Raw genomic sequence first — 26,476 nt, 5'->3', positions numbered from 1 at the left:
GCACCGGTGGCGCGCGGCCGACCCCGGCGTCGCGGCGCGGTCCCCGGCGCCGGGGCTTTGCCTGTCATCGTCCGCCGACGTTACCGCAGGGCCGGCCCCGCGAGCCGTAACACCCGGTTCACCCGCGGGTGACCGCACCGGAACAGCCCGGTCGCAGACTCTTCTGGTCGCTCGACAGAAATTCGACGGGAGCCCACATGACCACCGCCACCACCGCCGGGGCCCGCGAGCACGCACGCGCCCAGGAGGCCACCGCCGCAGGAACCGTCCGCGCCATGCCGACCCTGCCCGCGAGCGCGTGGCCCACGCCGCCCGACGGCGTCGACCCGCAGGCGATGCTGCGCGCCGAGGTCGTCGCCGGCGGGGGCTACACCCACCTGCGGGTGCCGCGCGGGGCGCACGTGCGGTTCCGGGACCTGGACGGGGAGGCGTGCGCGCACCTGCTGGTGTTCCGCGGGGACGCGCCGTGGGAGCGGCTGAACGTGGCGGACACGGTCAAGGTGCAGTGGCAGGTGTACCCGCGGCCGGGGTACCTGCTGCTCTCGGACCAGGGGCGGGCGCTGGCCACCGTCGTGGACGACACCTCGGGCCACCACGACACCCTGTTCGGCACCACGACGCGGGCCCGCAACGACGCCCGCTACGGGGACGGTTCTCTCCACGGGCCCGCGCCGGCGGGCCGTGAGCTGTTCACCGTGGCGGCCGCCAAGCACGGGCTGACGCGGCGTGACCTGCCGCCGAGCGTGTCGTTCTTCAGGGGTGTGGTCGTCGGGGAGGACGGGTGCCCGCGCAGCACAGGTGCGGCGGGGGCGGGTGCTGCGGTGACGGTGGTGGCCGAGATGCCGTTGCTGCTGCTGGTCGCCAACACCGCCCACCCGTTGGACCCGCGCCCGGAGTTCACGTGCGGGGACCTGGAGGTCCTCGCGTGGCGGGGTTCGCCCACCGGGCCGCAGGACGAGCGTTGGGCGGCGACCCCGGAGGGGCGTCGGGCGTACACGAACACCGCGGACCTGGTGGCAGGCCTGAGCGACGGAGGAACCCGATGACCGACGTGACCGGAACCGGACGCCCGGGTGCCGTGGTGCTCGACGTGACCGTCCCTGCCCGGGCGCCCTGGTCGGCGGTGGTGCGGGCGGGCCAGGAGCTGACGATCGTGGACCTGGAGGGCAACCAGGCGGTGGACTTCCTGGCGTTCGACGCCCACGACACGTCCTTGCGGTACAGCGCCCCGGACACGATCCAGGCCCAGGGTTCGGTGTTCCTCACCACCGGCAGCGTCCTGCGGGACTGCGAGCACCAGCCGCTGCTGACGGTCGTGGCCGACGACTGCGGCCGCCACGACACCCTGGGGGGTGCGTGCTCCAAGGAGTCGAACACCCTGCGGTACGGGCACCACACCGCAGGCCAGCACGCCTGCGCGGAGAACTTCCTGGCCGAGGGCAGCCGGTGGGGGCTGACCAAGCGGGACCTGGTCTCGAACGTGAACTGGTACATGAACGTGCCGGTGGACCCCGACGGGGCGCTGGGGATCGTGGACGGGATCAGCTCACCGGGCCTGTCGGTCACGTTGCGCGCCGAGCGTGACGTGCTGGTGGTGGTGTCGAACTGCCCGCAGGTCAACAACCCCTGCAACGGGTTCGACCCCACCCCTGTGCGCATGGTCGTGACCGACCCGGGCGTCGACCGCCCCGACCCGACCCCGGGAGCCTGAGATGACCGACACCCTGCTGGTCGCCAACCGTGGCGAGATCGCCGTCCGCATCCTGCGGACCGCCCGTGCGATGGGCCTGCGGACCGTCGCGGTCCACTCCGAGGCCGACGCCGGTGCCGCGCACGTGCACCTGGCCGACGAGGCCGTGCTCCTGGGGCCTGCGCCGGCCGCGCAGAGCTACCTGCTGGCGGACCGGATCCTGGAGGTCGCGCAGGCCACCGGCACGACGCTGGTCCACCCCGGGTACGGGTTCCTCTCCGAGAACGCGGCGTTCGCGCGGGCGGTGCAGGACGCCGGCATCGGGTTCGTGGGCCCCGAGCCCCACCACCTGGAGCTGTTCGGCACCAAGCACACCGCCCGGGACGCGGCGTCGGCGGTCGGGGTGCCGATGCTCGCCGGGACGGGGCTGCTGGGGTCGGTGGAAGAGGCGCTGGCCGCCGCCGAGCAGGTCGGGTACCCGGTGATGCTGAAGGCGACCGCCGGGGGTGGGGGCATCGGGATGCGCGCGTGCCGCACCGCCGACGAGCTGGTCGGTGCGTGGGAGAACGTCCGGCGCACCGCCGGGGCCAGCTTCGGCAGCGCCGGGGTGTTCCTGGAGCGCCTCATCACCGCGGCCAGGCACGTGGAGGTGCAGGTGTTCGGGGACGGCGCCGGGCGGGTGGTGACCCTCGGGGACCGGGACTGCTCGTTGCAGCGGCGCAACCAGAAGGTCTGCGAGGAGGCGCCCGCCCCCGACCTGCCCGACCACGTGCGCGCGCAGATCGCCGACGCCGCCCGGGACCTGTGCGCCTCGGTGGGGTACCGCTCGGCGGGGACGGTGGAGTACGTGTACGACGCCGACCGGGAGGAGGCGGCGTTCCTCGAGGTCAACACCCGCCTGCAGGTCGAGCACCCGGTCACCGAGGCCGTGTACGGGGTGGACCTGGTGGAGTGGATGATCCGCCTGGCCCAGGGCGACGTGACGGTGCTCGACACTCCCCTGGTGGCCCGTGGGCACGCGGTCGAGGCCCGGGTCTACGCCGAGAACCCCGACCGCGACCACCTGCCCAGCGCGGGGACCGTGACCGCGTTCGTCGCCCCCGAGGGCGTCCGGGTGGACACGTGGGTCGAGCCCGGCGCCCAGGTGAGCACCCACTACGACCCGCTGCTCGCCAAGGTCATCACCCACGACGAGGACCGTGCAGCCGCGTGGACGTCCCTGGCGGGGGCCCTTGCGGGCACCCGGGTCGGCGGGGTGGCGACCAACCTGGGGCTGCTGCGGTCCATCGCGCGCACCCCGGCCGTCCTGGACGCCCGCCACCACACCGGCACCCTCGCCGACGTCACCGACGAGGACCCCCGGTGCGAGGTGGTGCGACCCGGGATGCTCACCACGGTGCAGGACTGGCCGGGCCGTACCGGGTACTGGGACGTGGGCATCCCCCCGTCGGGCCCCATGGACGACGTGTCGTTCCGGGCCGGGAACCTGGCGTTGGGCAACCCCGAGGGCGCGGCGGGCCTGGAGTGCACCCTCGCCGGCCCCACCCTGCGGTTCCGCACCCCGGCGACGGTCATGGTCACCGGCGCGCCGGCCCCGGTGACCGTGGACGGCGCACCCGCGCCCCTGTGGGAGCCGGTGGACGTGCCCGCCGGCGGGCTGCTCGAGGTGGGGACCCCCACGGCGGGGATGCGCACCTACGTCCTGGTCCGTGGGGGGCTGGACGTCCCCACCGTCCTGGGGTCGGCCGCGACGTTCGACCTGGGTGAGATCGGTGGCACCACCGGCGCTCCGTTGCGACCCGGTGACCTGCTGCCCCTGGGGGTCGGGGCCACCGACGCCGCCCCCCGACCGGTCCCCGTGGCCGACCGGCCCCGGATGACCGACGCGTGGGAGATCGGTGCCCTGGAGGGCCCACACGCCGCACCGGAGTTCTTCACCCAGGACGACGTGGAGACGTTCTACGACGCGACCTGGACGGTGCACTTCAACTCCGCCCGCACCGGTGTGCGGCTCGTGGGACCCCGACCCGGGTGGGCGCGCCCCGACGGTGGGGAGGCCGGGCTGCACCCGTCGAACATCCATGACACCCCGTACGCGGTCGGCGCCGTGGACTACACGGGCGACCTGCCGATCCTCCTGGGACCTGACGGCCCCAGCCTGGGCGGTTTCACCTGCCCGGCGACCGTCGCCGTGGGGCAGATCTGGAAGCTCGGGCAGCTGCGCCCCGGTGACGCGGTGCGGTTCGTCCCCGTGGACGAGGCCGAGGCCGACGCCCTGCGCGCCCAGCCCCGACGCCGCCCCGCCCCCTCACGCCGCGCACACACCGACGGGGGCGTGCTGGGGCGCCTGGATCGGACCGACCACCGACCGGAGGTGACCTACCGGCGCAGCGGTGACGACAACCTGCTCGTCGAGTACGGGCCCATGCAGCTGGACCTCGCCTCCCGCATGCGGGTGCACGCCCTCGCCGAGCAGGTGCGGGAGCGTCTGGCGACCGACGGCGTCACCTCCCGCACCGGGCTGGTCGACCTCACCCCCGGGATCCGGTCCCTGCAGCTGCACGTCGACCCTGACGTCCTGCCCCTGCGCCGGGTCCTGGACCTGGTGCAGGAGGCCGAGGAGGACCTGCCGGCCACGAACGACCTGGTGGTCCCCAGCCGCACCGTGCACCTGCCGCTCTCGTGGGACGACCCCTCGACCCGGGAAGCGATCGAGCGGTACATGGCCGGCGTGCGCGACGACGCCCCCTGGTGCCCGTGGAACATCGAGTTCATCCGCCGCATCAACGGCCTGGACAGCGTCGAGGACGTGCACCGGACGGTGTTCGACGCCGACTACCTCGTCCTGGGCCTGGGCGACGTGTACCTGGGGGCACCGGTCGCCACCCCGCTGGACCCCCGGCACCGGCTGGTCACCACCAAGTACAACCCGGCCCGCACCTGGACCCCGCAGAACGCCGTCGGCATCGGCGGCGCCTACCTGTGCGTGTACGGGATGGAAGGGCCCGGCGGGTACCAGTTCGTGGGGCGGACGGTGCAGGTGTGGTCCACCCACGCCCAGCGCGGCCCGTTCGAGCCCGGGACACCATGGCTGCTGCGGTTCTTCGACGTGATCAAGTGGTTCCCCGTCAGCGCCGACGAGCTGACCGACATGCGCGCCGACATGGCCGCCGGCCGGTTGGACGTGCAGGTCGAGGACGGCACCTTCGCCCTGGCCGACCACCAGAGGTTCCTGACCGACAACGCCGAGTCCATCGCCGCGTTCCGGGACCGGCAGGCGGTCGCGTTCGGCGCCGAACGCCAGGCCTGGGAGGAGGCCGGCGAGTTCGAGCCCCGCCCCGAGCCCGAGCTCACCGCACCTCTCGGATCCGGTGTGGACGTCCCCGAGGGGTGCACGGCCGTCGAGGCACCGTTCGTCGCCACGGTGTTCCGCGTGGACGTCGCACCCGGGGACGTCGTCACCGAGGGTCAGACCCTCCTCGCCCTGGAGGCCATGAAGATGGAGGCGCCGGTGGTGGCCACGACCACGGGCACCGTCGTCGAGGTCACGGTCACCCCCGGGGAGCAGGTCGCGCCCGGACAGGCGCTGGTGGTCGTCGACGACGGCACCGGCACCGAGGGCGCCGCCGCGTAGCCGACCGGCAGCCGGCGGCCCGGGTCAGTGCGCGGCGTCGTAGGCCTGCTGGATGTGCTCGGGGATGCGCCCCCGGTCGGTGATCTTGTGCCCGTTGGCCTTGGCCCAGGCCCGCACCTTGGCCGAGTCGCTCGAGCCACCCGCACCGGAGGTGGTCGCCCGGCGCCGCGTGCTACCGGTCTTGCGGCCGGCGCTGATGTACGGCTGCAGGACCCGCAGGAACTCGTCACGGTTCTCGTCGGTCAGGTCGACCTCGTACCCGGTTCCCTGCCAGGAGAACGCGTACGTGCGCGCGCCCTCGGTGCCGTCCAGGTCGTCGGTGATGATCACTCGTGTCGTCTGCGCCATCTCCTGATCCTCTCATCCACCACACGGAGTCACAGGAAGGGTGAACTGGCCGTCAAGGCGCGGCTGGTACCTTGACGGCCAGTTCGCGGCGAGGCGCCGCTGAGGGGGAACGGGGCGGGCGGTGCAGCAGCAGGTCGTGTCCAACCGCGCCGTGACGGTGCCCGTGGTCGTGGACTACCTGCTGTCCCACCTGGGGTTCTTCGCCCTGATGCCGGTGCTGCCCCTGGTGGTGGGCCGGCTCGCGCCCGACGCGTCCGGTGTGTTCATCGGTGCGGCGCTGTTCGTGTTCACGTTCGCGATGCGGGGCGCGTCACTGCTGTTCGCGACCGTGCTGCACGGCATGCCGGTGCGACGGGCGATGTCCGGAGGGCTGCTGGTCGCGGCCGCCGCGTTCGCGCTGCTGCCTGCCGCCCCCCACCCCGCGGTGGTCGTGGCGCTGCTGGCCGTGGCCGGGACCGGCATCAACGTCAACGGGTTGATGGCGCGGGTGTTCGTCGCCAAGTGCATCAGCGACCCCGGTGCCCGCAACACCGTGTTCTCCGCGGTGCAGGTCGCCGTCAACGTGTCGGCGGCGATCGGGCCCGTCGTGGCGAACCTCGTCCTGGACCACGAGGGCGAGACACCGCTGCTGCTCGGGGTCGCCGCCACCTACGTGCTGACCTCCGGTGTGGTCGCGCTCACCGTCCCCCGCGGGTTGGCGCCCCGGGACGGGGACGTCCGCCCCCCGGTCAGGTGGGGGATCTTCGCCGTGATCTGGCAGGACCGGGACGTGCGCCGGGCCTCCCTGGTCACCGCCGCGGGCGGGTTCCTGTACGCCCAGTTCTTCTCCGCAGTGGTGCTGCACGTCGCGTCGGTCACCGACGAACCCCTGCTGCGGGCGTCGGTGTTCACCATGAACGCGGTCCTCGTGGTCGTCGTGCAGATCCCGGTCGCGATCTGGGCCAAGCGGGCCCTGAGCCGGGGCGTGTCCCCGGTGCGTCTCATGGCGGTGGGGGTCGCGGTGTTCGCCGCGTCGTTCGCGGCCCTCAGCGGCGCCGGGCACACCCTCGTGGGCACCCTGGTCGCGATCGCGATCTTCTCGTTCGCCGAGACCGTCTTCACCCCCATGGTGCACACCGCGTTCGCGTCCCTGCGCGAAGGGCGGTCCCTGGTCGAGGTCAACAACCTCAGGCAGGTCGCCGCGACCCTCGGGGAGTCGACCGGCTCGTTCGTCGGGGGCGCCCTGTTCGTCACAGCCGCCGCGCAGGGCGCCGTCGGCGTGTACTGGGGTGCGCTCGCCGTCCTGGGCGTGGTGGCGTGCCTGCCCTACCTGATCCGCACCGGCAAGAAGGGCTGACACCGTGCGACTGCTGCTCATCGGGTTCAACAGCGGGGTCCTCACCGCCCTGGCGCACATGGACGACCTGCGCATCACCGTCGTGGAGGAACCCGACCTGTGGGAGGTCAAGGGCCTGGCCGCGAAGGTCACCCGTCACCCCGTCGTCGACGACGTGCGGTTCGCCCGCTACCAGCAGGACGACCACGTGCTGGACGTCGTCGCCGACCTCGCCCCGACCGTGGACGCCGTCGCCCCCGGGCTGGAGTACGCCGTGCCCGCCGCCGCCCGTGTCGCCCACCGGTTGGGCCTCCCGGGCGCCGGCCCCGCCGCGGCCGACCTGCTGCGCGACAAGCTCGAGCTGCGACGCGTGACCTCAGCCGCCGGGATGCCGTCGCCGCGGTTCGCCGAGATCACCAGCCCGCAGGACATCGAGGCGTTCGCCGGTGGTGGCCCCTGCGTCGTCAAGCCCGCCAACCGCCAGGCCAGCCTCGGGGTGGTGCTCCTGGACGCAGGGGACGACCCGACCCAGGCGTGGGAGGCGTGCACCCGGACCGACGAGGGCCGCCAGGTCGCCAAGCGCGCCATGCGCTGGCGGTACATGGTCGAGGAGCGCCTGCGCGGCCCCGAGCACAGCACCGAGTGCCTGGTGACCGACGGGACCGTCGGGTTCCTCAACGTCACCGCCAAGGCCACCGTCCCCGGCCGACGACCCGTCGAGCTCGGCCACGTGGTCCCCAGCCCCGACGGCGAGGACCCCCTCTGGCGGGACGCCGTGGAGCAGCTCGTCGCCGCCACCGGGTTCGGGTACGGGATGCTGCACGCCGAGTGGGTGCTGGTCGACGGGGTGCCGCACCTCATCGAGTGCGCCGGCCGGCCCCCCGGCGACCACATCCTGGACCTGGTGGACCTCGCCTACGGCACGCGCCTGACCCAGACGTGGGTCACGACGCTGGCCGGCGCACCACAAGGTCCGCCACCGCCCGCCCGTCGCGCGGCCGCCATCCGGTTCCTCACCGCCCGCCCAGGGGTCATCAGCTCCGTCACCGGCGCGGACGAGGCCGGCGCGGCCCCCGGGGTGCAGACCGTCGAGGTCACGTGCACCGTCGGCGACCGGGTCGGTGAGCTCACGTCCTCCTGGGACCGGTGCGGTTCCGTCATCGCCGTCGGCGACGACCCCGCCACTGCCACCGCCAGGGCGGAGCAGGCCGCCGCCCTCCTCGAGGTGCAGGTCACACCCGCCGCGGTGCCCACATGAGCGTGATCCTGTACCTCAACCTGCGGCGCACCCACCTGGAGCACGGTGCCGCCCTCGAGGCGGCGCACCGGCTCGGGTTCGGGGTGGCGCTGGTCGCCGACGCCGTCCCCGCGGGCCTGCCACCCGGGATCGTCCGCACCGTGCACCAGGTCGACACGTTCGACCTGGCCGCGGTCGACGCCGCCGTCGACGCGATCGCCGCCGAGCACGACGTCGCCGGGGTGGTGACCTGGTCGGACCGGGACGTGGTGACCGTCAGCCGCATCGCCGCACGGCTCGGGCTGCCCGCAGCACCCGTCGAGGCAGCCCGGGTCGCCCGGAACAAGTACCTGATGCGGCAGGCCCTGGCCGACGCACCGCACACCATCCCCCGGTACGCACTGGTGCGCACCTGGGACGAGGCGGTCACCGCGGCCGAGGCCGTCGGCTATTCGGCCGTCCTCAAGCCCACGTCCGCGTCCGGCAGCAAGGGAATCTTCGTGCTCAGGGGCCCGCAGGACCTGCGCCCCGCGTTCGAGGACCTGATGCGCCTCACCGCGGCCGGCGGTGACCGGGTCTTCGAGGACAACCCGAACGAGCTCGTCCTCGAGGAGTACCTGACCGGCACCGAGCACAGCGTCGAGGGGTTCGTCATCGACGGTGAACCCGTGATCGTCGGCGTCACCGACAAGGACACCACCGAACCGTTCAAGCTCGAGCTGGGCCACGTCTTCCCCAGCTCCCTGCCCCCGGACCGGTTGACGGCCGTGCACGACCTCACCCGCACCGTCGTGGCAGCCGTCGGCCTGGACCGGTGCACGTTCCACCTGGAGTGCAAGGTCGACGACCAGGGCCGCGCCCGGCTGGTGGAGGTCGCCGCACGCATCGGCGGAGACCTCATCACCTCCCACCTGGTGGGCCTGGCGACCGGCACCCCCTTCTACGAGAACGTGCTGCGGGTCGCCGTCGGGCACGCCCCGGTGCTGCCCCAGGCCCAGCCACGGGTCGCCGGGCTGCGCAAGATCATGGCCACCCAGGACGGCACCTTCCGCGGGATGGACGGGCTGTGGGAGGCGCTGGCCGTGCCCGGGGTGCGGCACGTCGTCGCCGAACGGGCGCCCGGGGCGACGGTGCGGATGCCCCCGGCGGACTACATGTCCTGCACGTTGGGGGCCGTCCTGGCCGTCGGGGACACCGCCGAGGAGGTCCGCGGGACGCTCGACACCGCTGCGGGCCTCCTGCGACCGGGCCTCGACTGATGGGCGAACCCCCGTCGGTGCTGGTGCTCGGCTGCGCGTCAGGGACGGCGCACGGGCGCGACCAGATGAGGCGCCTGTCCGCGCAGGCACGCCGGCGGGGGCTTCGGGTCGTCGGCGCCGACACCCCCACCAACCTCGACAGGGCGGGCCTGCGACCCGGACCGGCCGTGGGGGCGGTGGTCGACCACGTCGTCGCACTGGACGTCCACGACCCCCACGCGTGCCGCAGCTGGGCCCAGGGACGCGCCGACCTGGACGCGGTGACCACGTTCCGGGAGATGTGCGTCGAACCCACTGCCGCCGTCGCCCACCAGCTCGACCTGCCCGGCAACACCCCCGACGCGACGCGCACCATCCGCAGCAAGGACCTGTGCCGGGAGCACCTGCGCGCCGCCGGGTTCCGGCAACCGGCGCTCGCGGTGGTCACGGACCTGGCCGGGGCCGAACGGTTCGTCACCGCCCACGGCCCGGGCCCGTGGGTGGTCAAACCGCGTGACGGGATGGGCAGCGTCGGGGTGACCCTGGTCAGCGCGGCCGACGAGCTGCCCGGGGCCCTGGACCGCCTGCCGGGTGGTGGGGCGTTCCTGGTGGAGGAGTTCGTGAGCGGCCGCGAGCTGTCGGCCGAGGGGGTGGTCGTGGGCGGGGAGCCGGTGGTGCTCGCCCTGACGGAGAAGCGCACCACGGCCGGGTTCGTCGAGGTGGGTCACCGCATGCCCGCCCAGGTCGACCCCACGCAGGCCGACGTGGCGTCCGCCCACGTGGTGGGGGCGGTGCGGGCCGTCGGCCTGACCCGGGGCGTGTTCCACGCCGAGCTGTGGCTCACCGGCCAAGGCCCCGTGATGGGTGAGGTGCACGCGCGCCCCGGCGGGGACTTCCTGCACGCGATGGTCGAGCACCTCCACCCGGGCCTGGAGCTGTACGGGGTGGTGCTCGACGACCTGCTCGGCACCCAGCAGGGTCCCGTCCCGACGGTGTCAGGTGCGGTGCGGGCAGCGGGAGCCCAGTACCTGACCGTCCCGCCCGGCGTGGTCCGGGCCGTCACCGGGTGGGACGGCGTCACCGGCGACGACGCGGTCCTCGCCGCCGACCTCGCCGTCGGGCCCGGTGACCTGGTCGGGGCCGTCGACGGCTCCGCGGACCGACCCGGCGTCGTGGTCGTGGGGGGCGCAACGCCGGCCGACGTGGACGCCCACCTGACCCGCCTGGTCGGGGCCGTCCACGTGGACGTGGGGCCGGCCGGCCGCGGATGACCTTGCGGGGGCGTGGCCGCGGACCGCTAGCATCGAGGCGTCAACACGGGAGCTCGCACCTAGCGGGCTGAGAGGGCGGCTGGGGCCGTCGACCGCTGAACCTGTCCGGGTAATGCCGGCGTAGGGAGCTAGGGGACCTCCATGAGCAGCACCATCACGCCCACGACCACACCCACCACCTCCACGGTGACCACGGGTCCGATCGACTCCAGCAGCAAGCAGTACCTGCCGGTGCCCGGCCACGAGGGGATGCGCGTACCGGTGCGCCGCGTCCACCTCAGCAACGGCGAGCACCTCGACCTCTACGACACGTCCGGCCCGTACACCGACGCCTCGGCCACGATCGACGTGGAGGCCGGCCTGCCGCGCACCCGCGACTCCTGGCAGCGGCCCGAGCCCGTCGACGGTGCCTCCACCCAGCTGGCGTGGGCCCGCGCGGGGATCATCACCCCGGAGATGGCCTACGTCGCCGCCCGCGAGGGCTTCGACCCTGAGGTGGTGCGTGCGGAGGTCGCGGCCGGGCGGGCCGTCATCCCCGCCAACCACCTGCACCCCGAGAGCGAACCGATGATCATCGGCAAGGCGTTCGCGGTGAAGATCAACGCGAACATCGGGAACTCCGCGGTGACGTCGTCGGTCGCCGAGGAGGTCGAGAAGATGGTGTGGGCCGCCCGTTGGGGCGCCGACACGCTCATGGACCTGTCCACCGGCAAGAACATCCACCTGACCCGCGAGTGGATCATGCGCAACTCGCCGATCCCGGTGGGCACCGTGCCGATCTACCAGGCGCTGGAGAAGGTCAAGGGCGACCCCGCGGAGCTCACGTGGGAGATCTACCGGGACACGATCATCGAGCAGTGCGAGCAGGGCGTGGACTACATGACCGTGCACGCCGGGGTGCTGCTGCGGTACGTGCCCCTGACCGCCAAGCGCGTCACCGGCATCGTGTCCCGCGGCGGGTCGATCATGGCGGCGTGGTGCCTGGCCCACCACCGCGAGAACTTCCTGTACACGCACTTCGAGGAGCTGTGCGACATCCTGCGTCGCTACGACGTGACGTTCTCGCTGGGTGACGGGTTGCGCCCCGGGTCGATCGCGGACGCCAACGACGAGGCGCAGTTCGCCGAGCTGCGCACCCTGGGCGAGCTCACGAAGATCGCGAAGTCGCGGGGCGTGCAGGTCATGATCGAGGGCCCGGGGCACGTCCCCATGCACAAGATCGCCGAGAACGTGCGCCTCGAGGAGGAGCTCTGCGAGGAGGCGCCGTTCTACACGTTGGGGCCGCTCGCCACCGACATCGCCCCCGCCTACGACCACATCACGTCCGCGATCGGTGCGGCGATGATCGCCCAGGCCGGCACCGCGATGCTCTGCTACGTCACCCCCAAGGAGCACCTGGGGCTGCCGAACCGGGACGACGTGAAGACCGGTGTCATCACCTACAAGATCGCCGCGCACTCCGCGGACCTGGCCAAGGGCCACCCCCGCGCCCAGGAGCGGGACGACGCCCTGAGCCGCGCCCGGTTCGAGTTCCGGTGGAACGACCAGTTCGCCCTGTCCCTGGACCCGGACACGGCGCGGGAATACCACGACGAGACCCTGCCCGCCGACGCGGCGAAGACCGCGCACTTCTGCTCCATGTGCGGGCCGAAGTTCTGCTCCATGCGGATCTCGGCGGACGTCCGGGCCTACGCCGAGGAGAACGGCCTCACCAGCGTGGAAGCCATCGAGGCCGGCATGGCCGAGAAGTCCGAGGAGTTCCAGCAGCAGGGCGGGAAGGTGTACCTGCCGGTCACCCCCGTGTGAGGGCCCTCAGGCCTGCCGCACTCCCAGGGCCCGGCGGACGTGGTCCACGATCGCGTCCGCCGCGGCCTCGACCTCAGCCATCGTGACCTCGAACCCGGCGGCGTCCCCGTACCAGGGGTCGTCGACGTCGAGCCGGTGCTCAGGGCCGTCGGTGGGGGCCGCCGGGTCGAAGCTGCGGAACATCCGCACGTGCTCTGCGTCGCCGCCGTCCGCGAGGCGACGCAGAGCACGTGCGTGGGCCGACGTCATCGCGAGCACCAGGTCACGGGCCCCGATGTCCTCCGCGCGCACCTGCCGGGCGCAGTGCTCGCTCACCTCGTAGCCGCGCGCCTGCAGCACACGCAGGGCACGGGGGTCGATCGGGTTGCCGGACTCCTCGTCACTGATGCCGGTGGAGTCCACCACCACCTGGTCGCTCAGACCAGCGGCCTCGAACCGATCCCGCAGCACGACCTCCGCCATCGGCGACCGGCAGATGTTCCCGGTGCAGACAGTCATGACCCTGTACACGTCAGCCCTCCACGGCGTCGACAACCGATCATCGAGGGCCAGTCTCTCAGCAAGCCCCCTCCCGGGCAGGCCCGACGGCTCGCCCACGCGACCCGTCGGGCCGGGTGTACGGTCGCGGCACGACGTCCCGACGAGAGCGGGTGACATGGTGCGACGTGTTCCGCCGTTGGTCGGCGCGGTGCTGACGACCGGGCTCCTCCTCACAGCGGGCTGCACCGGTACCGACCCCGGTCCAGACACCGCGACGCCGGAACCATCACCGGTCGACGGGTGGGCGACCGCAGGAACGGGTGACGTGGTGAAGGAGACCCTCCGCTGCCCCCGGATGCCGGAGGTCGTCGCCTTCAACACCCCCCGCCACGCGATCACCACGCTCATGGACGACTGCGAGCCACTGGCCGAGCTGGTGGGCCGCGCCGATGCGGACGAGCAGATCGTCGCCGTCCACAGCGAGGTCACCAACGGGGCGTTCACCGTCGAGGGTCAGCCGACGGAGTCGCTCGCGTCCTGGTTGGCGGTCCTGGCCCACCGCGCGTCGGACGAGCCCATGCCGCCTCCCCCCATCGCGGGGGTGCAGCCCTGACCGAGCTGCAGGTGCCGTCCCCGCCAGGTTCGGCGCGACCATCGGTCGTGGGACGCGACCACGACCGCACCTCGGTGTACACCTCCAGGGCGGTACGCATCTCGCCGAAGGCTCTGGCCCGGCGCTTCTCCGACGAACCGACTATCGTCAATGATAGTCACATCAGCGATAGTCGTTGGGACGGTAGTGATGGCACGCTTCATCGGACGGACCCGCGAGCTTCATGACCTGGTCACCGTCATGGCCACGGTCGGGAACGGCCGTCGGGACGCACCCGGCGCTGCTGTCCTGATGCGCGGCCGCCGTCGGATCGGCAAGAGCCGACTCGCCGAGGAACTCATCACCCGGACCGGCGCACCCGCGGTGGTGTTCCAAGCTGCCAAGGGCGCCCCGCCGTCACGTCAGCTGGGGGAGCTCGCCCTGGCGGTCGCCTCGTCGGACCTGCCGGACGCGGCGACCGCGGAGGGGAACCGACCCACGACCCTGACCGGCGCACTCATGCTCCTCGCCGCAGCCCTTCCGAACGACACACCATCGATCGTCGTCCTCGACGAGATCCCGTGGCTGCTGGAGTCGATCGAGGGCGGTGCAGGTGAGCTGCAGCGCGTCTGGGACCGGACGTTGTCCCGCAAGCCGGTGCTGCTGCTGCTCCTCGGCTCGGACCTCGCGATGATGGAGCACCTCACCCGGGCGGACCAGCCGTTCTTCGGCCGCGGCGTCGAGATGACCCTCAGCAACCTGACACCCCACGACGTCGCACGGATGACGGGCCTCGAGGACCCGATGGACGTCTTCGACTCCTACCTGATCACCGGGGGTCAGCCTCTCGTCACGCAGGAGTGGGACCACGCGGAGCCACCCGCTGCCTTCCTGGCTCGCTCATTCGAGTCCCCGCTCAGTGCCCTGGTCGCGTCCGGACAACGGGTCCTGGACTCGGAGTTCCACGAAGGAGAGCTGGCTCGACAGGTCGCCACGGCGATCGGAGGGCACGGCGAGCGGACCTTCTCCGGCATCCAGCAGGCAGCCGAAAGCTCCGGCGGTCTGCACCCCACCTCCTTGTCCAGAGTTCTCGACACCCTCACCATCAAGCGGGTGGTCGGTGTCGACCTGCCGTTGTCGACACGCCCCTCCCGGCACACCCGCTACCGGATATCGGACCCCGCCCTCCGCTTCTGGTTGGCGTTCGTCGAGCCAGCGCTCCCCGAGGTCGATCGGGGGCGACCGGACCTGTCCATCGCCCGGATCGAGAGAGGCTTCGCCTCGTGGCGTGGTCGCGCGATCGAATCCGTCGTCCGGGAGGGCGTCGCCCGCCTCCTGCCGGAGACACCCTGGACGAGTGCAGGTGAGGTCGGAGGTTGGTGGCCCCGAACGAACACCCCCGAGATCGACCTGGTCGTCACCGACCGTCGACCGGCCAACGTCGTCCACCTCATCGGCACGGTCAAGTGGCGCCGCTCACCGGTGAACGCCGCGGACGTCAACACGCTCGTCCGCGACGCTGCGCACGTACCCGGCGTCACCCCGACGACGCCGGTTGCTGCCGTCTGCCCTGGCGGTGTGACCACTGACGCGAGGGTCGCTGCGTCCTGGACGGCAAGCGACCTGCTGGCAGCGTGGGCATGACGAGGGGTCGGCCGCCACGCGCCCTACCAGCGCGCCGGTCACCGCCACCGGGGCCACCACCTACGCCCTGGCTTGCGCCTACCCCTCACCGCGGCACCCCATCGGCCACCCTTCGAGGTGGAGGTGTCGTCCGGTCCAGGTGCGGCGGAGCCAACGGTCGTGGGAGGCGACGACGACGGTGCCCGGGTGGCTGCCGATGGCCGCTTCGAGCTGGGTGGCGAGCATCAGGGACAGGTGGTTGGTGGGTTCGTCCAGGAGGAGGACGTCCGGTGGGTCGGCGAGGAGGATCGCGAGGGCCAGGCGTCGTCTCTGCCCTGAGCTGAGGACACCGACGGGTCGGTTCTCGTCCCGGCCGGCAACCAGCCCGAACGTCGCCAACGGGACGTCCGCGGACCGCTGGGCCCCCACGGCGTCGTCGTACACCTGGCGGGCGGTGCGGCTCTCACCGCGGCCGTGCGGGTCGGGGAGGTTGACGTCCTGGGTGAGCAGCCCCACCCTGACCCCACCGGGCACGGTGAGGGTGCCCGACGTGGGCACCAGGTGGCCGGCGAGCAGGTGCAGCAACGTGGACTTGCCCGACCCGTTGGGCCCGGTGACCAGGAGCTTCTCTCCGGCGCTGATCTGCAACGACGTCGCCGCGAGCCGGCCGGCGACGGTCGCGGCCGACGTGAGGAGCACAGGGCCGCTGCGGGTGCGGGTGGACGCCGAGGCTGCGCTCAGGCCGCGGAACCACAGCTCGGCCGGTGGTCGGCGGACCTGCTCACGTTCCAGGTCCTCCAGGCGGGAGCGGGCGTCGTTGACGCGGCGGGACACGGCGGTGGCGTTGCGGTCGGCGTAGAACTTCGCCGCGATGCGGGACTCCGTGCGGGGCTGCCAGTCCCGGTGGCCGACGGTGCGACTGTCACGGACCGCGGCGCGCAGACGCTTGAGACGAGCCTGCTCGTCCCGGTACCGGATCTCCCACCGTTCGCGGGCGTCGAGGCGGGCGTGCAGGTAGTCGGTGAAGGTGCCGGTGAACCGGGCCACACCCATCCCTGTGCCTGGCCCGTCCCCGACCAACGGTGCGGCCAGCACGTGCGAGGTGGGGGCAGGGTCCAGATCGAGCAAGGTGGTGACGGTCTCGTCGAGGAACGCCCGGTCGTGGCTGGCGATCAGCACCGGTCCCGCCCACGACCGCAGGACGGACCCCAGGTGCGCGGTAGCGGCGTCGTCCAGGTGGTTGGTGGGCTCGTCCAGCAGCAGCACGTCGGGGTCGTTGAGCAGCACCCACGCCAACGACAGGCGTGCACGGCGCCCCCCGGACAGGTGACCGGTGGGCAGGTCGCGGGGCACGTCCGCCAACCCGAGCCCGTCGAGCATCTGACCGATGCGCGCGTCCACGTCCCACGCACCGTGACGCTCGGCGGACTCCAGGGCGCGGGCGTACGCCGTCGCCGAGGGCTCGTCCGGGGTAGTCGCCAGGCGGGCGGCAGCCTCGTCGACGGCACGGGCGGCCGCCCGGACGGGCGCGACCGCGTCGTCGAGCACCTGGGCCACGGAAGAGTGCAGGGAGAAGGGCGGTTCCTGGTGCAGCAGCCCGACCCGGGGCCGACCCCCGGGCGCGGTGACGTGCACCTGCCCCGAGTCGGGGACGAGCACGCCGGCGGCGACCCGCAGCACGGTGGTCTTGCCCGACCCGTTCTCACCGATGAGGCCGGCCCGTTGACCCGGGCCGACGGTGAACGACACGTCCGTCAGGACGCGGCGGTTCCCGAACGAGACGCTCACGCCCTCCACACGCAGCTGGGACGGTTGGGCAGGGAGAGACGAAGAATGGTGCGGCAAGAGGATCCTCGGGAGCGGTCGACTGACTCCTGCCGGGCTGCACGCCACGGCCGCAGGAGAGGACGAGGATCACCGCTTCACACCGCCACGGTAACCCCGCCCACCGTTCACGGCACGCGACTAACGTCGGTGGCCGCAGGTGTCACGCGTTCCTCCGCGGTTCGGCTCGCCAGCTGCGGGGTGCACTGGGCAGGTGCCGCAAGTGTGGCAGCCGTGGTGTGATGACGGTGACGACGAGGAGGTCCACGTGAGCACTGGTCCCACACCGGCACCCGGGTCGCCCGGCTGGCGCAGGCCACTGGGGTCCACCGGCCTGGAGGTCACGGCCGTGTGTGCCGGTGGCAGCCCGCTGGGCAGCATGCCTCGTCTGTACGGGCGGGACGTGCCGACCGACGAGGGCGTCGCGACGGTGCGGGCGGTGCTGGACAGCCCCATCGGGGTGATCGACACGTCCAACGGGTACTCCGACGGTGAGAGCGAAAGACGCATCGGGCAGGCCCTCACCGAGGCGGGCGGGTTACCGCAGGGCACCTGGGTCGCCACGAAGGTCGACCCTCGTGGACGTGACTACTCAGGTGACCGGGTGCGCGCGTCGGTCACCGAGAGCAAGGAACGACTCGGCCTGGACCACCTGCCCCTGGTGCACCTGCACGACCCCGAGTTCTTCGACTACGACGAGATCACCGCGCCCGGTGGTGCCGTCGACGCCCTGGTAGCGCTCAAGGAGTCAGGTCAGGTGGGGGCGATCGGACTGGCCGGTGGCCAGGTCCAGGAGATCGCCCGCTACCAGGCGCTCGGGGTGTTCGACGTGCTGCTCGTCCACAACCGGTGGACGCTCCTGGACCGCTCGGCCCGCGACCTCGTCGCCGATGCGCTGGACCGCGGGATGGGCGTGATGAACGCCGCCGTGTACGGGGGCGGGATCCTCGCCGGCGCCGACCGCACCACCTACGGGTACCGCGAAGCCCCACCGGAAATCCTCGACGCGGTCGCCGCGATGCGGCGCGTGTGCGCCGAGCACGGGACCGACCTACCCACCGCCGCCCTGCAGCACTCCCTGCGGGACCCCCGCTTCGCCACCACGATCGTGGGGATGAGCCGCCCCGAGCGCGTCACCCAGACCCTCGACGCCGCCACCCGGGAGCTGCCCGAGGCCCTGTGGGACGAGCTCGAGTCCCACCTGCCACCCCAGCACGTGTGGCTCGACGCACCATTCGACTGACCCCGGCCCACCGGACGGCACACGCTCCCACGGGACCTAGGCTGGCGGCGTGGACGAGTCGACGACGGAGCCGAAACCCCCACGCCGCGAGTGGGCGGTCACGTTCTCCACCCTCACGATCATGGCCGGGTGCCTGATCGCCGCAGCGGTGCTGACCGCGCTGGTCTACGTGGCGTTGGCGGGGGTGCCCGAGGAGGAGCTGCTCGCGGCCGGCATCACCGTCCCGGGCGCGCGGGTCGCGTTCACCGTGGGGGGTGCGGCGTTCGCGGCGTTCCTGCTGCTGGGGCCCGCGATCGGGTTCGTGCTCACGTGGTTGCTGCGGGAGGTGCGCAACCAGTCGGTGCACGTCCTCGTCTTCGCCGCGGCCGGCGCGGCCCTCGGTGTGGTGACCGCGTTCGTGCTGGGGGTCCCTGAGATCGCGTTCATGACCGCGGGGCTCGTCGGGGCGTCGTCGGCCGCGGGGCGTGCCGCGATCAGCCCGTTCGCGCGCGTCTGACGTCAGCCCCACCGGGCACCGGGCACGCGACCACCTCCGCAGCGTCGCAGCGGGCATGGGACAGCCCGTGGGCTACCGGTCGTGACCGGTGCGTCGTGCTGGACGGGCACGACACCCACGGGCTGCGGTGACTGCCAGAACTCGCTGCCGCCGTGCGGCGTCGGTCCGGTGCAATCCGTCCGAGGTCAGGGCGACTAGCGGACAGCCACCTCACGCGTCCAAGAAGACTTCATTATCTGGACCACCTCCTCTCCCGTGATGCAACGACGGTACGTCCGCCCCGGGCACCTGCCAAGGGGTTTTTACCTTCGGTGGACGGCCCGTCACGGGTGAACCTCCCGACACCGGCCTCGTCGCCGGTGCCTGGTCACCGCAGCCAGGAGTTGCCGACGATGCGCGCCCAGATCTTGCCGACGCCCAGCGTGTCACCGGCCAGGGTGGTCGCGGCGATGATGAGGAGCGCCGCCTCGAGCCAGTGGGTCGTCATCACCGGGTTGGTGCCACCGAGCACGAACGGCACCTGCGACAACCACATGAAGAACATCAGCAGGGTCCCGGTGACGGCAGCGATCTTCAGGCCGGCCCCCAGCAGCATCGCGATACCGATGCCGAACAGGCCGATCATGAACAGCCAGTCGCCGAAGGCGTTCTGGAACGTCCCCTGGAGGAAGTCCGCGAACGGGCCCTCGATACCGCCGATGTACCCCTGGGCGGGTGACCCGCCGTTGATCCAGGCGCGCTCGGACGGGGTGGAGTAACCCAGGCCGAACACCCTGTCGATGAAGGCCCAGAAGAAGATCCACCCGATGAAGATCCGCCCTGCCGCGAGCGCGTAGCGCGCCCCGGGCCGGGTGACGATCTGCTCCTGGTACAGGACGGCGCGGGGCTCGGGCCCGGCCGCCGGCGCACCACCGGCCGGGGTGTCCACGTTCGGTGAGGTCATGGTGTTCCTCCTCGATCGAGTCGGTGCACCAGGGGCCTGGTGCTCACACCATCCTGTCAGGGTGCGCGTCACCCGCAACGGGCCTGCGTACTGCGGCGATGCCCTGGTTGACGCCCACCAGCCCCAGCACCAGCATCCACACCAGTCCACCGACGACGAACCACACCACACCGGCGGTGTTGCCGGCCAGGACGAGCGTGACCGCAGCGATCAGCAGACCGGTGCACCCGACGTCCACCGCAGGCCGGGCGACCTTGTGGGCGAGCAACCACGCCTCGTCGCTGGCCCGCACCTCGCGGGCGCGGATGCCCACCCCGCTCTCACGCCCAAGGCGCCCGTCGGCGGTCCGGCCGGCCACGACCCACACGAACAGGGCGAGGCCCGCCAGAGGGAGGGCGATCAGCAGCAGAACCACCAGGGGCAGGGGCTGGTCCATACCCGTCAGCCTAGGTGCCACGCCGCGGGGCGTCCTGGGTCGTGTGGACGTCGAGCACGGGTGGGCGCACCTGCGTAGTGTCGGTGGTCGCGACCGCACCCGAGGACGAAGGACCCCATGTCCACCCGCGCAGCAGCACTGACCATCACGGCACTCCTGGCGCTCTCCGCATGCACCGCACCGGAGCCTGCACCCGACCCCACCGCCGAACCCGCACCCGACCCGGTGCGGGTGGCGCAGACGTCGCTCCCGGAGCAGGACGTGACCGTCCTGGAGCAGCCGGACGCGGTCGGGCGTGCGTTGGCGGCCACCCGCACGTTCTACGACGCCGCGCCCGTGGTGGTGCTCGCCGCCGAGGAGGACGTGGACGCCCAGCTGGCCGGCGCGTCGGTCGCGGTCCGGCTGGGGATGCCGCTGCTCCTGGTGCCCGACGGCTCGGCCGGGACCCGGGACGGGACCGAGGAGGACACCGAGGACGAGGGCGCAGCCGGCGCGGACGAAGGCGCGACCGGGCCCGCCGAGGTGGCCGAGGAGCTCTCCCGGCTGGAGACCGTGACCGTGGTGACCGTCGGCGAGGTGGACGTGCCCGGCGGCACCGACGTCACCACCGTCCCGCACGAGCAGGTCGGTGACCTGCTCGACGGTGCGGAGACCGTCGAGGTCGAGCCGGGGCGCGAGGTGCGGCACGTCGCCGAGCTGGACCGCGACGAGCCCCGCCTGCTGCAGCACGAGGACGACGAGGGCACCGGGGAGGCCGAGCAGACCACCGCGCACGAGCTGCCGGCCACCGAGCCCGCCGCACCACTGACCGAAGCCATGCTGCTGACCACGGGCGACACCGCTGACCTGGCAGCCGTCGCCACCGCGCGCGCCGCAGGCGTACCGGTGGTCCGCAGCACGCAGCCCGACCCGCGTGCCACGTCACGCACCGTCGAGGCCCTGGCGGACGCCGAGGTCGGACCCGTCGTCGCCCTCGGGCACCGGTGGGGCGCACCGGAGGACCTGGGGTGGAAGATCGACACCGCCCGCACCGGTGTGCAGCTGCCCGGCGGCGGGCAGACCCTCTTCCCCGGCAAGCGCATGATCGCCCTGTACGGGACCCCCCACTACCCCGCACTGGGGCTGCTCGGCGAGCAGGACGTCGAGGAGTCCATCGACCGGGCCCGGCGTCTGGCCGCCGAGTACGAGCCGCTCACCGACGACGTCGTCGTCCCCGCCTTCGAGATCATCGTCACCGTCGCGTCCCGGGACGCCGGCGCCGACGAGCAGTACAGCAACCGGCTCCCGGTCGACACGTTCGTGCCCTGGGTCGAGGCCGCCCGGGACGCAGGGGTCTACGTGGTCATCGACCTGCAACCCGGACGCACCGACTTCCTCACCCAGGCCCGGCTCTACGAAGAGCTGCTCCTCTACCCCAACGTCGGCCTGGCCCTGGACCCCGAGTGGCGGCTCGAGCCCGACCAGGTGCACCTGCGCCAGATCGGCAGCGTCGAGGCCGACGAGGTGAACGAGGTCGTCGACTACCTGGCCGACCTGACCCGCGAGAACGCCCTGCCGCAGAAGCTGCTGATCCTGCACCAGTTCAGGTTGTCGATGATCCAGGACCGGGACGACGTCGACACCTCACGCGAGGAGATCGCCGTCATGATCCACGCCGACGGGCAGGGCAGCCAACCCGCCAAGCAGGACACCTGGCGCGCGCTGCGCGCCAGCGCACCCGAGGGGATCTGGTGGGGGTGGAAGAACTTCATCGACGAGGACACGCCCATGCTCACCCCCGAGCAGACGTTCCGGGACGTGGAGCCCGTGCCCCACTTCGTCAGCTACCAGTGACGGCCCGTCACCGGCAGCCCGGCAGGCCTCAGGCCTGCTGAGGGGCCTGCGTCGGCAGGAACCCGGGGTAGGCGCGCTGGCTCGCCATGGCCGCCCACCGGGCGAGCACCGTCGCCGGCACCGGCAACGGGTCGGGCAGCAGGGTCAGGGCGCGGTCGTCGTCGGCCCGATGGGTCTGGCGGAGTGCGTTGTTCTGCATCTCGACGTCCTTCGTTCGATGGCCCGGCTGGCCCTCGCGGGTCCCGTGGCTTTGCGTCCCCACCTCTCAGTGGGTTTGCCCTTTCGCTGACCTGACAAGAGTAGGTGGCGTCCACGCCGCCACGCGCGAATTTGTCCGATACCACCCGTTCGGACCAGGCTTTTCACCCGATGTACCGGGCCAGGCCACCGTCTGGGACCCTCCGGTGCCTCACAGCACCGTCCCGACGGCCGATGGGAACCACGGCAAGCCCCCGACGACAGGAGCCTGCGTGGACGCCATCGGCAGCATCCACAACCGGATCAGCCAGATCCAGAGCACCATCGCCTCGCTGACCGCACCCGTGGCCGGCACGCCCATGACGGCGAGCGCCACCGCCCTCACCACCACCGGCGCCAACGCCTCGACGTCAGCGGTGTTCTCCGCAGCGCTCGACAAGGCCGTCGGCGCCCAAGGGCTCACCCCCACCCTGGGCGGGGCGCCCGGCGCCCCCACCTCCAACGACCCGTTGGCCCGGGCAGCAGCCGCGATCGCCTCCGCCTCGGGCGCCGTCAACACCAGAGGCGTCCCCCAGGAACTCATCGCCTACGGAAACGGGCGCATCCCCGCCCACGCGCTGGCCGGGATCGAAGGCACCAACCACAAGCTGTGGGAACCGGCCGCACGCTCGTTCGAGGCCCTGCGTGACGCCGCCAAGCGCGACGGCGTCACCATCGGCATCACCGACTCCTACCGCACCTACGAGTCCCAGGTGGACCTGGTGCGACGCAAGGGCCTGTACTCCCAGGGCGGCCTCGCCGCCTCCCCCGGCACCAGCAACCACGGGTGGGGCCTGGCCCTGGACCTGCGCCTGGACGCCAAGGCCCAGAGCTGGATGCGCGCCAACGCCAAGGACTTCGGGTTCATCGAGGACGTCCCCCGCGAGCCGTGGCACTGGACGTTCCGGCCGAACGGCTGAGCCCGCACACGCCACGCCCCGCACGACGAGGCCCCCGCACCCTGGTCATCAGGGTGCGGGGGCCTCGTCGCAGCGGGTGCCCGCCGTCGGCGCACGCGGGTCAGATCACCAGGACCGACACGCGGCCCGGTCCGTACCCGGAGACGTCCAGCTCCATGTCCAGGCGCTGCACGTACGCCAGGACCCACTTGTCGACGTCCGCAGGGAGGGTCTCCCGCGGCGCGTACGTCTCGTACAGCCGCAGGTGAGGTGCACCATCGGTGTTGAACAGCGACGAGGCGACGTTGAGGATCTCGGCGATGTTGTCGAACAGCATCGGCGTGATCAACCCGTTGTCGACGGCGTCCTGCGCGGTGCGCGCCGGGATCAGCGCGATGGCGGCCCCCGCGTACGCCGCCAACGGCATCTCCATCACGATCATGGCCTTGAGCTTCAACATGTCGTCCACGTAGACACCCACGACCGCGCCCGGGTCCTGGTGGGGATCGACCGTGCCGGTACCGACCACCGCCTCGACGTCCCGACCCAGCAGCCCTTCGAGGAGCTCACGGACCTCCAACGCGGCCGGCAGCGGTGTGGGCCGCACCACCTGCCCGCTCATGCGAGGAACGGGTCGATGGTCTCGCGGAAGATCTCCGCGTTGAAGGGCTTGGCGATCAGGAACAGCGCACCCGCCGCCTCCGCCTGCTCACGCATCTCGGCAGAGCCCTCGGAGGTCACGAACCCCAGCGGGATGTCGATCCCCTGCGAGCGCATGGTGCGCAGCAGGTCGATGCCCGTCATCTCAGGCATGTTCCAGTCCGACAGCACGAAGTCCGGCTTCTCCGTCTTCACGTGCTCCAGCGCCGCGGCACCGTCGGCCACCTCGCTGATCTCCCACCAGTCGTAGCCTGCCTGGCGCAAGGTGCGGATGACGATCTGGCGCATCACGCGGCTGTCATCGGCGACCAGGACTCTCATCAGCTCCACCTCGTTCGACGTCGATCCCGCTCCCGTGCCCCGGTCACGGCAGCTTCCACAGGCTGATCACCACCGCCCGCCCGCGCCAGTCCAGGTTCAGCTCGTAGATCTGCGAGCCGTCCTGCGTCGGCGGACGTTCCTGGGTGACCTGCGGGAGCGTGAGCACCCCGGGGTCGGGGACCAGCGCCTTGACGTTACCGCCAACCACGTTCGCGACCTCACCGAGCGCATCGACGAAGTCCTCCGTGGAGACCTCCTCGTCAGGTTCCATGCCGAGCAGCGCCCGCGCCAGGTCGTCGGCGGTGGCCCTCTCGGTGCTGAGCAGCACCCGGCCCGAGGTGGTGCCCTGGACGTCCACCCACGCGTGCATCGGGTCACCCAGCTCCGGGGCCGACAACGCCGGGAGCACGTGACCGGGCTCCCCGTCGATCATCGCGGTGAAGACCTCCTCGGCGATCGCCAGGATCGGGTCGGCCCCCGCGAACGCCTGGATGTCGATGTCCATGCTCATGCTGACTCCTCCAGCTCGACCAGCCCGAGGAGCTGGAGCTTCTCCCGGACCGCGTCCGGGGTGAACGGTTTGATGAGGTACTCGTGAGCGCCGGCAGCCAGGGCACGGACGATCTGCGACTGCTCGCTCTCGGTGGTGACCATCATGAGCGTCATGTCGCGCCAGTCGCGGTTGTTGCGCACCGCGGTGACGAACTCCAGCCCGTTCATGACCGGCATGTTCCAGTCGATGCAGGCCAGGTCGATGTGGGTACCGCCCTCGAGCACGTCGAGCGCCTCACGCCCGTCGGCGGCCTCGACCGTCTCGAACCCCAGGCTTCCCAGGAGTCGGGAGACGATCCGGCGCATGGTGCGCGAGTCGTCGATGACCAGAGCTCTCATGCTGCCCTCCGAGCGGTGCGTCGATATGCAGATCCGGCACCGACAGGGACGCGTTCCCAGCCGTCATCGATGCCGATGGTGGTCTCGGCAGCACCCAGGATCAGGTAGCCGCCGGGCTTGAGGACGCCGTGCACACGCTGCAGGACGTCCCTCTTGGTCGCGAGGTCGAAGTAGATGAGGACGTTGCGCAGGAACACCACGTCGAAAGGACCTCCGGTGGGGGGTGGGTCGAGCAGGTTGTGACGCACGAACGAGATCGTCCGGCGCAGCTGGGGGTTGACCTCCCAGTCCGTACCCGCCCGGCTGAAGTGCTTGACGAGCATCGTGACCGGCAGGCCACGGTTCATCTCGAGCTGGTTGTAGCGGCCGGCCCGGGCCCGGGTGAGCATCTGCTCGTTGAGGTCGGTCGCGGTGATCCGCCACCCGTTCGGTGGGAGCAGGTCCTCCAGGGACATCGCGATCGAGTACGGCTCCTGGCCGCTGGAGCACGCCGCCGACCAGATCCGCAACGACGGCGCGAACGCCCCCGACGAGGACCCCAGGATGGCGGGCACGATGTGCTCGGTCAGGGCCCGGAACGGCTGGGCGTCCCGGAACCACGACGTCTCGTTCGTGGTGAGGGCCTCCACCACGGCCTCGATCTGCTTGGGTGCGGCCGTGGCGCGCAACGCACGCACGAACGTGTCGACGTCCGGCACGCCCGCAGCCCGTGCCATCGGCAGCAGGCGGCTCTCGACCAGGTACTCCTTGCCGGTGTCCAGCTGGATGGCACTACGGGTGCGGACCAGGTCGGCGACGTAGGTGAAGGTGTCGGCGGTGAGGGTCATGCGGCTCTCCCGGCAGCTACGGCGCGGGCGGTGGCCGACGCGATCTCGTCAAGAGGAAGGATCTGGTGGGCCAGGCCCGCGGTCGCGACCGACCCGGGCATGCCCCAGACGACGCTGGACTGCTCGTCCTGCACGATGACGCTGCCGCCCGCCCGGACCAGACCCTCGCACCCCGTCCGACCATCGGACCCCATGCCGGTCAGGACGACCGCCAGCAGGTCACCGCCGAACACGGCTACCGCGGAACGGAACATCACGTCCACCGAGGGGCGGCAGAAGTTCACCGGGGGGTCGGTGGTGGTGCGGGTGCGGATGCCGGCCGGCCCCTTCGCGAGCTCCAGGTGCAGGTCGCCGGGTGCGATGTACACGGTTCCAGGACGCAGCACCTCCTCACCGGTGGCCTCCACGACGGTGCTGGGGCCCAGACGGTCCAGGCGGGCCGCGAGCTGCTTGGTGAACACCGGTGGCATGTGCTGGACCACGACCATGGGCACCGGCAACGGCTCGGTCAGCCCGCGCAGCACCCGCGACAGGGCCTCGGGCCCACCGGTCGAGGAGCCCAGCACCACGGCCCGGACGTTGCGTCGTGCAGGACGAGGGCGTGTAATCGCGACCGGTCCCGCCGGTCGCGG

The 26,476-nt window shown here is 72.1% G+C and carries 26 protein-coding genes and 1 riboswitch; of the genes, 14 read left to right on the top strand and 12 right to left on the bottom strand.

The features are described from left to right. The first annotated feature begins 197 nt into the window (after positions 1-197). From N869_RS04025 to uca, 3 genes are read left to right on the top strand one after another with little or no spacing between them, the layout of a single operon-like run. The gene (locus tag N869_RS04025; RefSeq protein ID WP_035058171.1) at positions 198-1,046 is read left to right on the top strand and encodes an urea amidolyase associated protein UAAP1; all 849 of its coding nucleotides are present in this window, start codon (positions 198-200) and stop codon (positions 1,044-1,046) included. Continuing rightward, positions 1,043-1,711: an urea amidolyase associated protein UAAP2 gene (locus N869_RS04020; RefSeq protein WP_052104946.1), complete on the top strand. Its 669-nt coding sequence runs from the start codon at positions 1,043-1,045 to the stop codon at positions 1,709-1,711. The genes N869_RS04025 and N869_RS04020 overlap by 4 nt, the downstream gene beginning before the upstream one ends. Before the next feature lies 1 nt (position 1,712). Further along, positions 1,713-5,324: an urea carboxylase gene (uca, locus tag N869_RS04015; protein WP_035058168.1), complete on the top strand. Its 3,612-nt coding sequence runs from the start codon at positions 1,713-1,715 to the stop codon at positions 5,322-5,324. 24 nt (positions 5,325-5,348) lie between these two features. Here uca and N869_RS04010 read toward each other — a convergent pair whose 3' ends face one another. Beyond that, on the bottom strand, positions 5,349-5,672 hold the full coding sequence (locus N869_RS04010; protein ID WP_035058165.1) for a histone-like nucleoid-structuring protein Lsr2: 324 nt from the start codon (positions 5,670-5,672) through the stop codon (positions 5,349-5,351). Between the two features lie 121 nt (positions 5,673-5,793). Here N869_RS04010 and N869_RS04005 point away from each other — a divergent pair, with 121 nt between their 5' ends. The 5 genes from N869_RS04005 to thiC all read left to right on the top strand — a co-directional run bounded on the left by N869_RS04005 (position 5,794) and on the right by thiC (position 12,539). Continuing rightward, a complete protein-coding gene (locus tag N869_RS04005; protein WP_035058163.1) occupies positions 5,794-7,008 on the top strand; it encodes an MFS transporter in 1,215 nt (404 codons plus the stop codon). A 4-nt stretch (positions 7,009-7,012) separates the two neighbouring features. Then, on the top strand, positions 7,013-8,245 hold the full coding sequence (locus N869_RS04000; protein ID WP_035058162.1) for an ATP-grasp domain-containing protein: 1,233 nt from the start codon (positions 7,013-7,015) through the stop codon (positions 8,243-8,245). After that, positions 8,242-9,483: an ATP-grasp domain-containing protein gene (locus N869_RS03995; protein WP_035058159.1), complete on the top strand. Its 1,242-nt coding sequence runs from the start codon at positions 8,242-8,244 to the stop codon at positions 9,481-9,483. Before N869_RS04000 ends, N869_RS03995 begins: the two co-directional genes overlap by 4 nt. After that, on the top strand, positions 9,483-10,733 hold the full coding sequence (locus N869_RS03990; RefSeq protein ID WP_052104944.1) for an ATP-grasp domain-containing protein: 1,251 nt from the start codon (positions 9,483-9,485) through the stop codon (positions 10,731-10,733). The genes N869_RS03995 and N869_RS03990 overlap by 1 nt, the downstream gene beginning before the upstream one ends. A 141-nt stretch (positions 10,734-10,874) precedes the next feature. Continuing rightward, positions 10,875-12,539 (top strand): phosphomethylpyrimidine synthase ThiC, encoded by a 1,665-nt coding sequence (thiC, locus tag N869_RS03985; protein WP_035058156.1) that lies wholly within the window; start codon positions 10,875-10,877, stop codon positions 12,537-12,539. A gap of 6 nt (positions 12,540-12,545) precedes the next feature. Here thiC and N869_RS03980 read toward each other — a convergent pair whose 3' ends face one another. Beyond that, positions 12,546-13,037, bottom strand: coding sequence for a low molecular weight protein-tyrosine-phosphatase (locus N869_RS03980; protein WP_035058193.1), 492 nt, complete (start codon positions 13,035-13,037; stop codon positions 12,546-12,548). Positions 13,038-13,347: 310 nt separating this feature from the next. Here N869_RS03980 and N869_RS03975 point away from each other — a divergent pair, with 310 nt between their 5' ends. Continuing rightward, positions 13,348-13,632, top strand: coding sequence for a hypothetical protein (locus tag N869_RS03975; RefSeq protein ID WP_198025951.1), 285 nt, complete (start codon positions 13,348-13,350; stop codon positions 13,630-13,632). A gap of 189 nt (positions 13,633-13,821) precedes the next feature. Beyond that, the gene (locus tag N869_RS03970; protein ID WP_035058190.1) at positions 13,822-15,255 is read left to right on the top strand and encodes an ATP-binding protein; all 1,434 of its coding nucleotides are present in this window, start codon (positions 13,822-13,824) and stop codon (positions 15,253-15,255) included. A gap of 78 nt (positions 15,256-15,333) precedes the next feature. On the opposite strand, the gene N869_RS03965 is transcribed toward N869_RS03970, so the two are convergent. Continuing rightward, a complete protein-coding gene (locus N869_RS03965; RefSeq protein ID WP_332248747.1) occupies positions 15,334-17,022 on the bottom strand; it encodes an ABC-F family ATP-binding cassette domain-containing protein in 1,689 nt (562 codons plus the stop codon). A 304-nt stretch (positions 17,023-17,326) separates the two neighbouring features. Between N869_RS03965 and N869_RS03960 the strand changes: the two genes are divergently transcribed. Both N869_RS03960 and N869_RS03955 read left to right on the top strand, forming a co-directional pair. Further along, positions 17,327-18,301, top strand: coding sequence for an aldo/keto reductase (locus tag N869_RS03960; RefSeq protein WP_052104948.1), 975 nt, complete (start codon positions 17,327-17,329; stop codon positions 18,299-18,301). A 49-nt stretch (positions 18,302-18,350) separates the two neighbouring features. After that, positions 18,351-18,797: a hypothetical protein gene (locus N869_RS03955; RefSeq protein ID WP_035058147.1), complete on the top strand. Its 447-nt coding sequence runs from the start codon at positions 18,351-18,353 to the stop codon at positions 18,795-18,797. A 367-nt stretch (positions 18,798-19,164) separates the two neighbouring features. On the opposite strand, the gene N869_RS03950 is transcribed toward N869_RS03955, so the two are convergent. Together N869_RS03950 and N869_RS03945 are read right to left on the bottom strand one after the other, a co-directional pair. Then, positions 19,165-19,740: a hypothetical protein gene (locus N869_RS03950; protein WP_035058144.1), complete on the bottom strand. Its 576-nt coding sequence runs from the start codon at positions 19,738-19,740 to the stop codon at positions 19,165-19,167. A gap of 43 nt (positions 19,741-19,783) precedes the next feature. Next, positions 19,784-20,176, bottom strand: a complete 393-nt coding sequence (locus N869_RS03945; RefSeq protein WP_035058142.1) for an SdpI family protein — start codon at positions 20,174-20,176, stop codon at positions 19,784-19,786. 117 nt (positions 20,177-20,293) lie between these two features. Here N869_RS03945 and N869_RS03940 point away from each other — a divergent pair, with 117 nt between their 5' ends. After that, on the top strand, positions 20,294-22,009 hold the full coding sequence (locus tag N869_RS03940; RefSeq protein WP_035058139.1) for a YdgH/BhsA/McbA family protein: 1,716 nt from the start codon (positions 20,294-20,296) through the stop codon (positions 22,007-22,009). A gap of 28 nt (positions 22,010-22,037) precedes the next feature. On the opposite strand, the gene N869_RS17275 is transcribed toward N869_RS03940, so the two are convergent. Continuing rightward, positions 22,038-22,208 carry a hypothetical protein gene (locus tag N869_RS17275; RefSeq protein ID WP_156968330.1) on the bottom strand — a complete coding sequence of 57 codons (171 nt, stop codon included), beginning with the start codon at positions 22,206-22,208 and terminating at the stop codon, positions 22,038-22,040. Positions 22,209-22,222: 14 nt separating this feature from the next. After that, positions 22,223-22,298, bottom strand: a riboswitch (cyclic di-GMP riboswitch). A 181-nt stretch (positions 22,299-22,479) separates the two neighbouring features. Here N869_RS17275 and N869_RS03935 point away from each other — a divergent pair. Beyond that, positions 22,480-23,166 carry a M15 family metallopeptidase gene (locus N869_RS03935; protein ID WP_035058137.1) on the top strand — a complete coding sequence of 229 codons (687 nt, stop codon included), beginning with the start codon at positions 22,480-22,482 and terminating at the stop codon, positions 23,164-23,166. A 100-nt stretch (positions 23,167-23,266) separates the two neighbouring features. Here N869_RS03935 and N869_RS03930 read toward each other — a convergent pair whose 3' ends face one another. From N869_RS03930 to N869_RS03905, 6 genes are all read right to left on the bottom strand, one after another. Beyond that, positions 23,267-23,767, bottom strand: coding sequence for a hypothetical protein (locus tag N869_RS03930; protein WP_035058135.1), 501 nt, complete (start codon positions 23,765-23,767; stop codon positions 23,267-23,269). Continuing rightward, the gene (locus tag N869_RS03925) at positions 23,764-24,126 is read right to left on the bottom strand and encodes a response regulator (protein ID WP_035058183.1); all 363 of its coding nucleotides are present in this window, start codon (positions 24,124-24,126) and stop codon (positions 23,764-23,766) included. Before N869_RS03925 ends, N869_RS03930 begins: the two co-directional genes overlap by 4 nt. Positions 24,127-24,169: 43 nt before the next feature. Next, a complete protein-coding gene (locus N869_RS03920) occupies positions 24,170-24,637 on the bottom strand; it encodes a chemotaxis protein CheX (protein ID WP_052104942.1) in 468 nt (155 codons plus the stop codon). After that, positions 24,634-25,017 (bottom strand): response regulator, encoded by a 384-nt coding sequence (locus tag N869_RS03915; RefSeq protein WP_035058132.1) that lies wholly within the window; start codon positions 25,015-25,017, stop codon positions 24,634-24,636. The genes N869_RS03920 and N869_RS03915 overlap by 4 nt, the downstream gene beginning before the upstream one ends. Next, positions 25,014-25,844 (bottom strand): CheR family methyltransferase, encoded by an 831-nt coding sequence (locus N869_RS03910; RefSeq protein WP_035058129.1) that lies wholly within the window; start codon positions 25,842-25,844, stop codon positions 25,014-25,016. Before N869_RS03910 ends, N869_RS03915 begins: the two co-directional genes overlap by 4 nt. Beyond that, a partial coding sequence (locus N869_RS03905) for a CheB methylesterase domain-containing protein (RefSeq protein WP_035058176.1) occupies positions 25,841-26,476 on the bottom strand: 636 nt, incomplete at its 5' end. The genes N869_RS03910 and N869_RS03905, both read right to left, overlap by 4 nt.

It is taken from the genome of Cellulomonas bogoriensis 69B4 = DSM 16987 (genome assembly GCF_000767165.1).
Classification (GTDB): domain Bacteria; phylum Actinomycetota; class Actinomycetes; order Actinomycetales; family Cellulomonadaceae; genus Actinotalea; species Actinotalea bogoriensis.
Note: the sequence above shows the minus strand (reverse complement) of the source record. Positions and strands in the feature narration are given on the sequence as shown.

Bases quoted from the DNA above. Each gene is read 5' to 3' on its own strand.
- N869_RS04025 (WP_035058171.1), top strand. From the start codon at position 198: ATGACCACCGCCACCACCGCCGGGGCCCGCGAGCACGCACGCGCCCAG.
- N869_RS04020 (WP_052104946.1), top strand. From the start codon at position 1,043: ATGACCGACGTGACCGGAACCGGACGCCCGGGTGCCGTGGTGCTCGAC.
- uca (WP_035058168.1), top strand. From the start codon at position 1,713: ATGACCGACACCCTGCTGGTCGCCAACCGTGGCGAGATCGCCGTCCGC.
- N869_RS04010 (WP_035058165.1), bottom strand. From the start codon at position 5,672: ATGGCGCAGACGACACGAGTGATCATCACCGACGACCTGGACGGCACC.
- N869_RS03995 (WP_035058159.1), top strand. From the start codon at position 8,242: ATGAGCGTGATCCTGTACCTCAACCTGCGGCGCACCCACCTGGAGCAC.
- N869_RS03990 (WP_052104944.1), top strand. From the start codon at position 9,483: ATGGGCGAACCCCCGTCGGTGCTGGTGCTCGGCTGCGCGTCAGGGACG.
- thiC (WP_035058156.1), top strand. From the start codon at position 10,875: ATGAGCAGCACCATCACGCCCACGACCACACCCACCACCTCCACGGTG.
- N869_RS03980 (WP_035058193.1), bottom strand. From the start codon at position 13,037: ATGACTGTCTGCACCGGGAACATCTGCCGGTCGCCGATGGCGGAGGTC.
- N869_RS03970 (WP_035058190.1), top strand. From the start codon at position 13,822: ATGGCACGCTTCATCGGACGGACCCGCGAGCTTCATGACCTGGTCACC.
- N869_RS03950 (WP_035058144.1), bottom strand. From the start codon at position 19,740: ATGACCTCACCGAACGTGGACACCCCGGCCGGTGGTGCGCCGGCGGCC.
- N869_RS03945 (WP_035058142.1), bottom strand. From the start codon at position 20,176: ATGGACCAGCCCCTGCCCCTGGTGGTTCTGCTGCTGATCGCCCTCCCT.
- N869_RS03940 (WP_035058139.1), top strand. From the start codon at position 20,294: ATGTCCACCCGCGCAGCAGCACTGACCATCACGGCACTCCTGGCGCTC.
- N869_RS17275 (WP_156968330.1), bottom strand. From the start codon at position 22,208: ATGCAGAACAACGCACTCCGCCAGACCCATCGGGCCGACGACGACCGC.
- N869_RS03930 (WP_035058135.1), bottom strand. From the start codon at position 23,767: ATGAGCGGGCAGGTGGTGCGGCCCACACCGCTGCCGGCCGCGTTGGAG.
- N869_RS03925 (WP_035058183.1), bottom strand. From the start codon at position 24,126: ATGAGAGTCCTGGTCGCCGATGACAGCCGCGTGATGCGCCAGATCGTC.
- N869_RS03920 (WP_052104942.1), bottom strand. From the start codon at position 24,637: ATGAGCATGGACATCGACATCCAGGCGTTCGCGGGGGCCGACCCGATC.
- N869_RS03915 (WP_035058132.1), bottom strand. From the start codon at position 25,017: ATGAGAGCTCTGGTCATCGACGACTCGCGCACCATGCGCCGGATCGTC.
- N869_RS03910 (WP_035058129.1), bottom strand. From the start codon at position 25,844: ATGACCCTCACCGCCGACACCTTCACCTACGTCGCCGACCTGGTCCGC.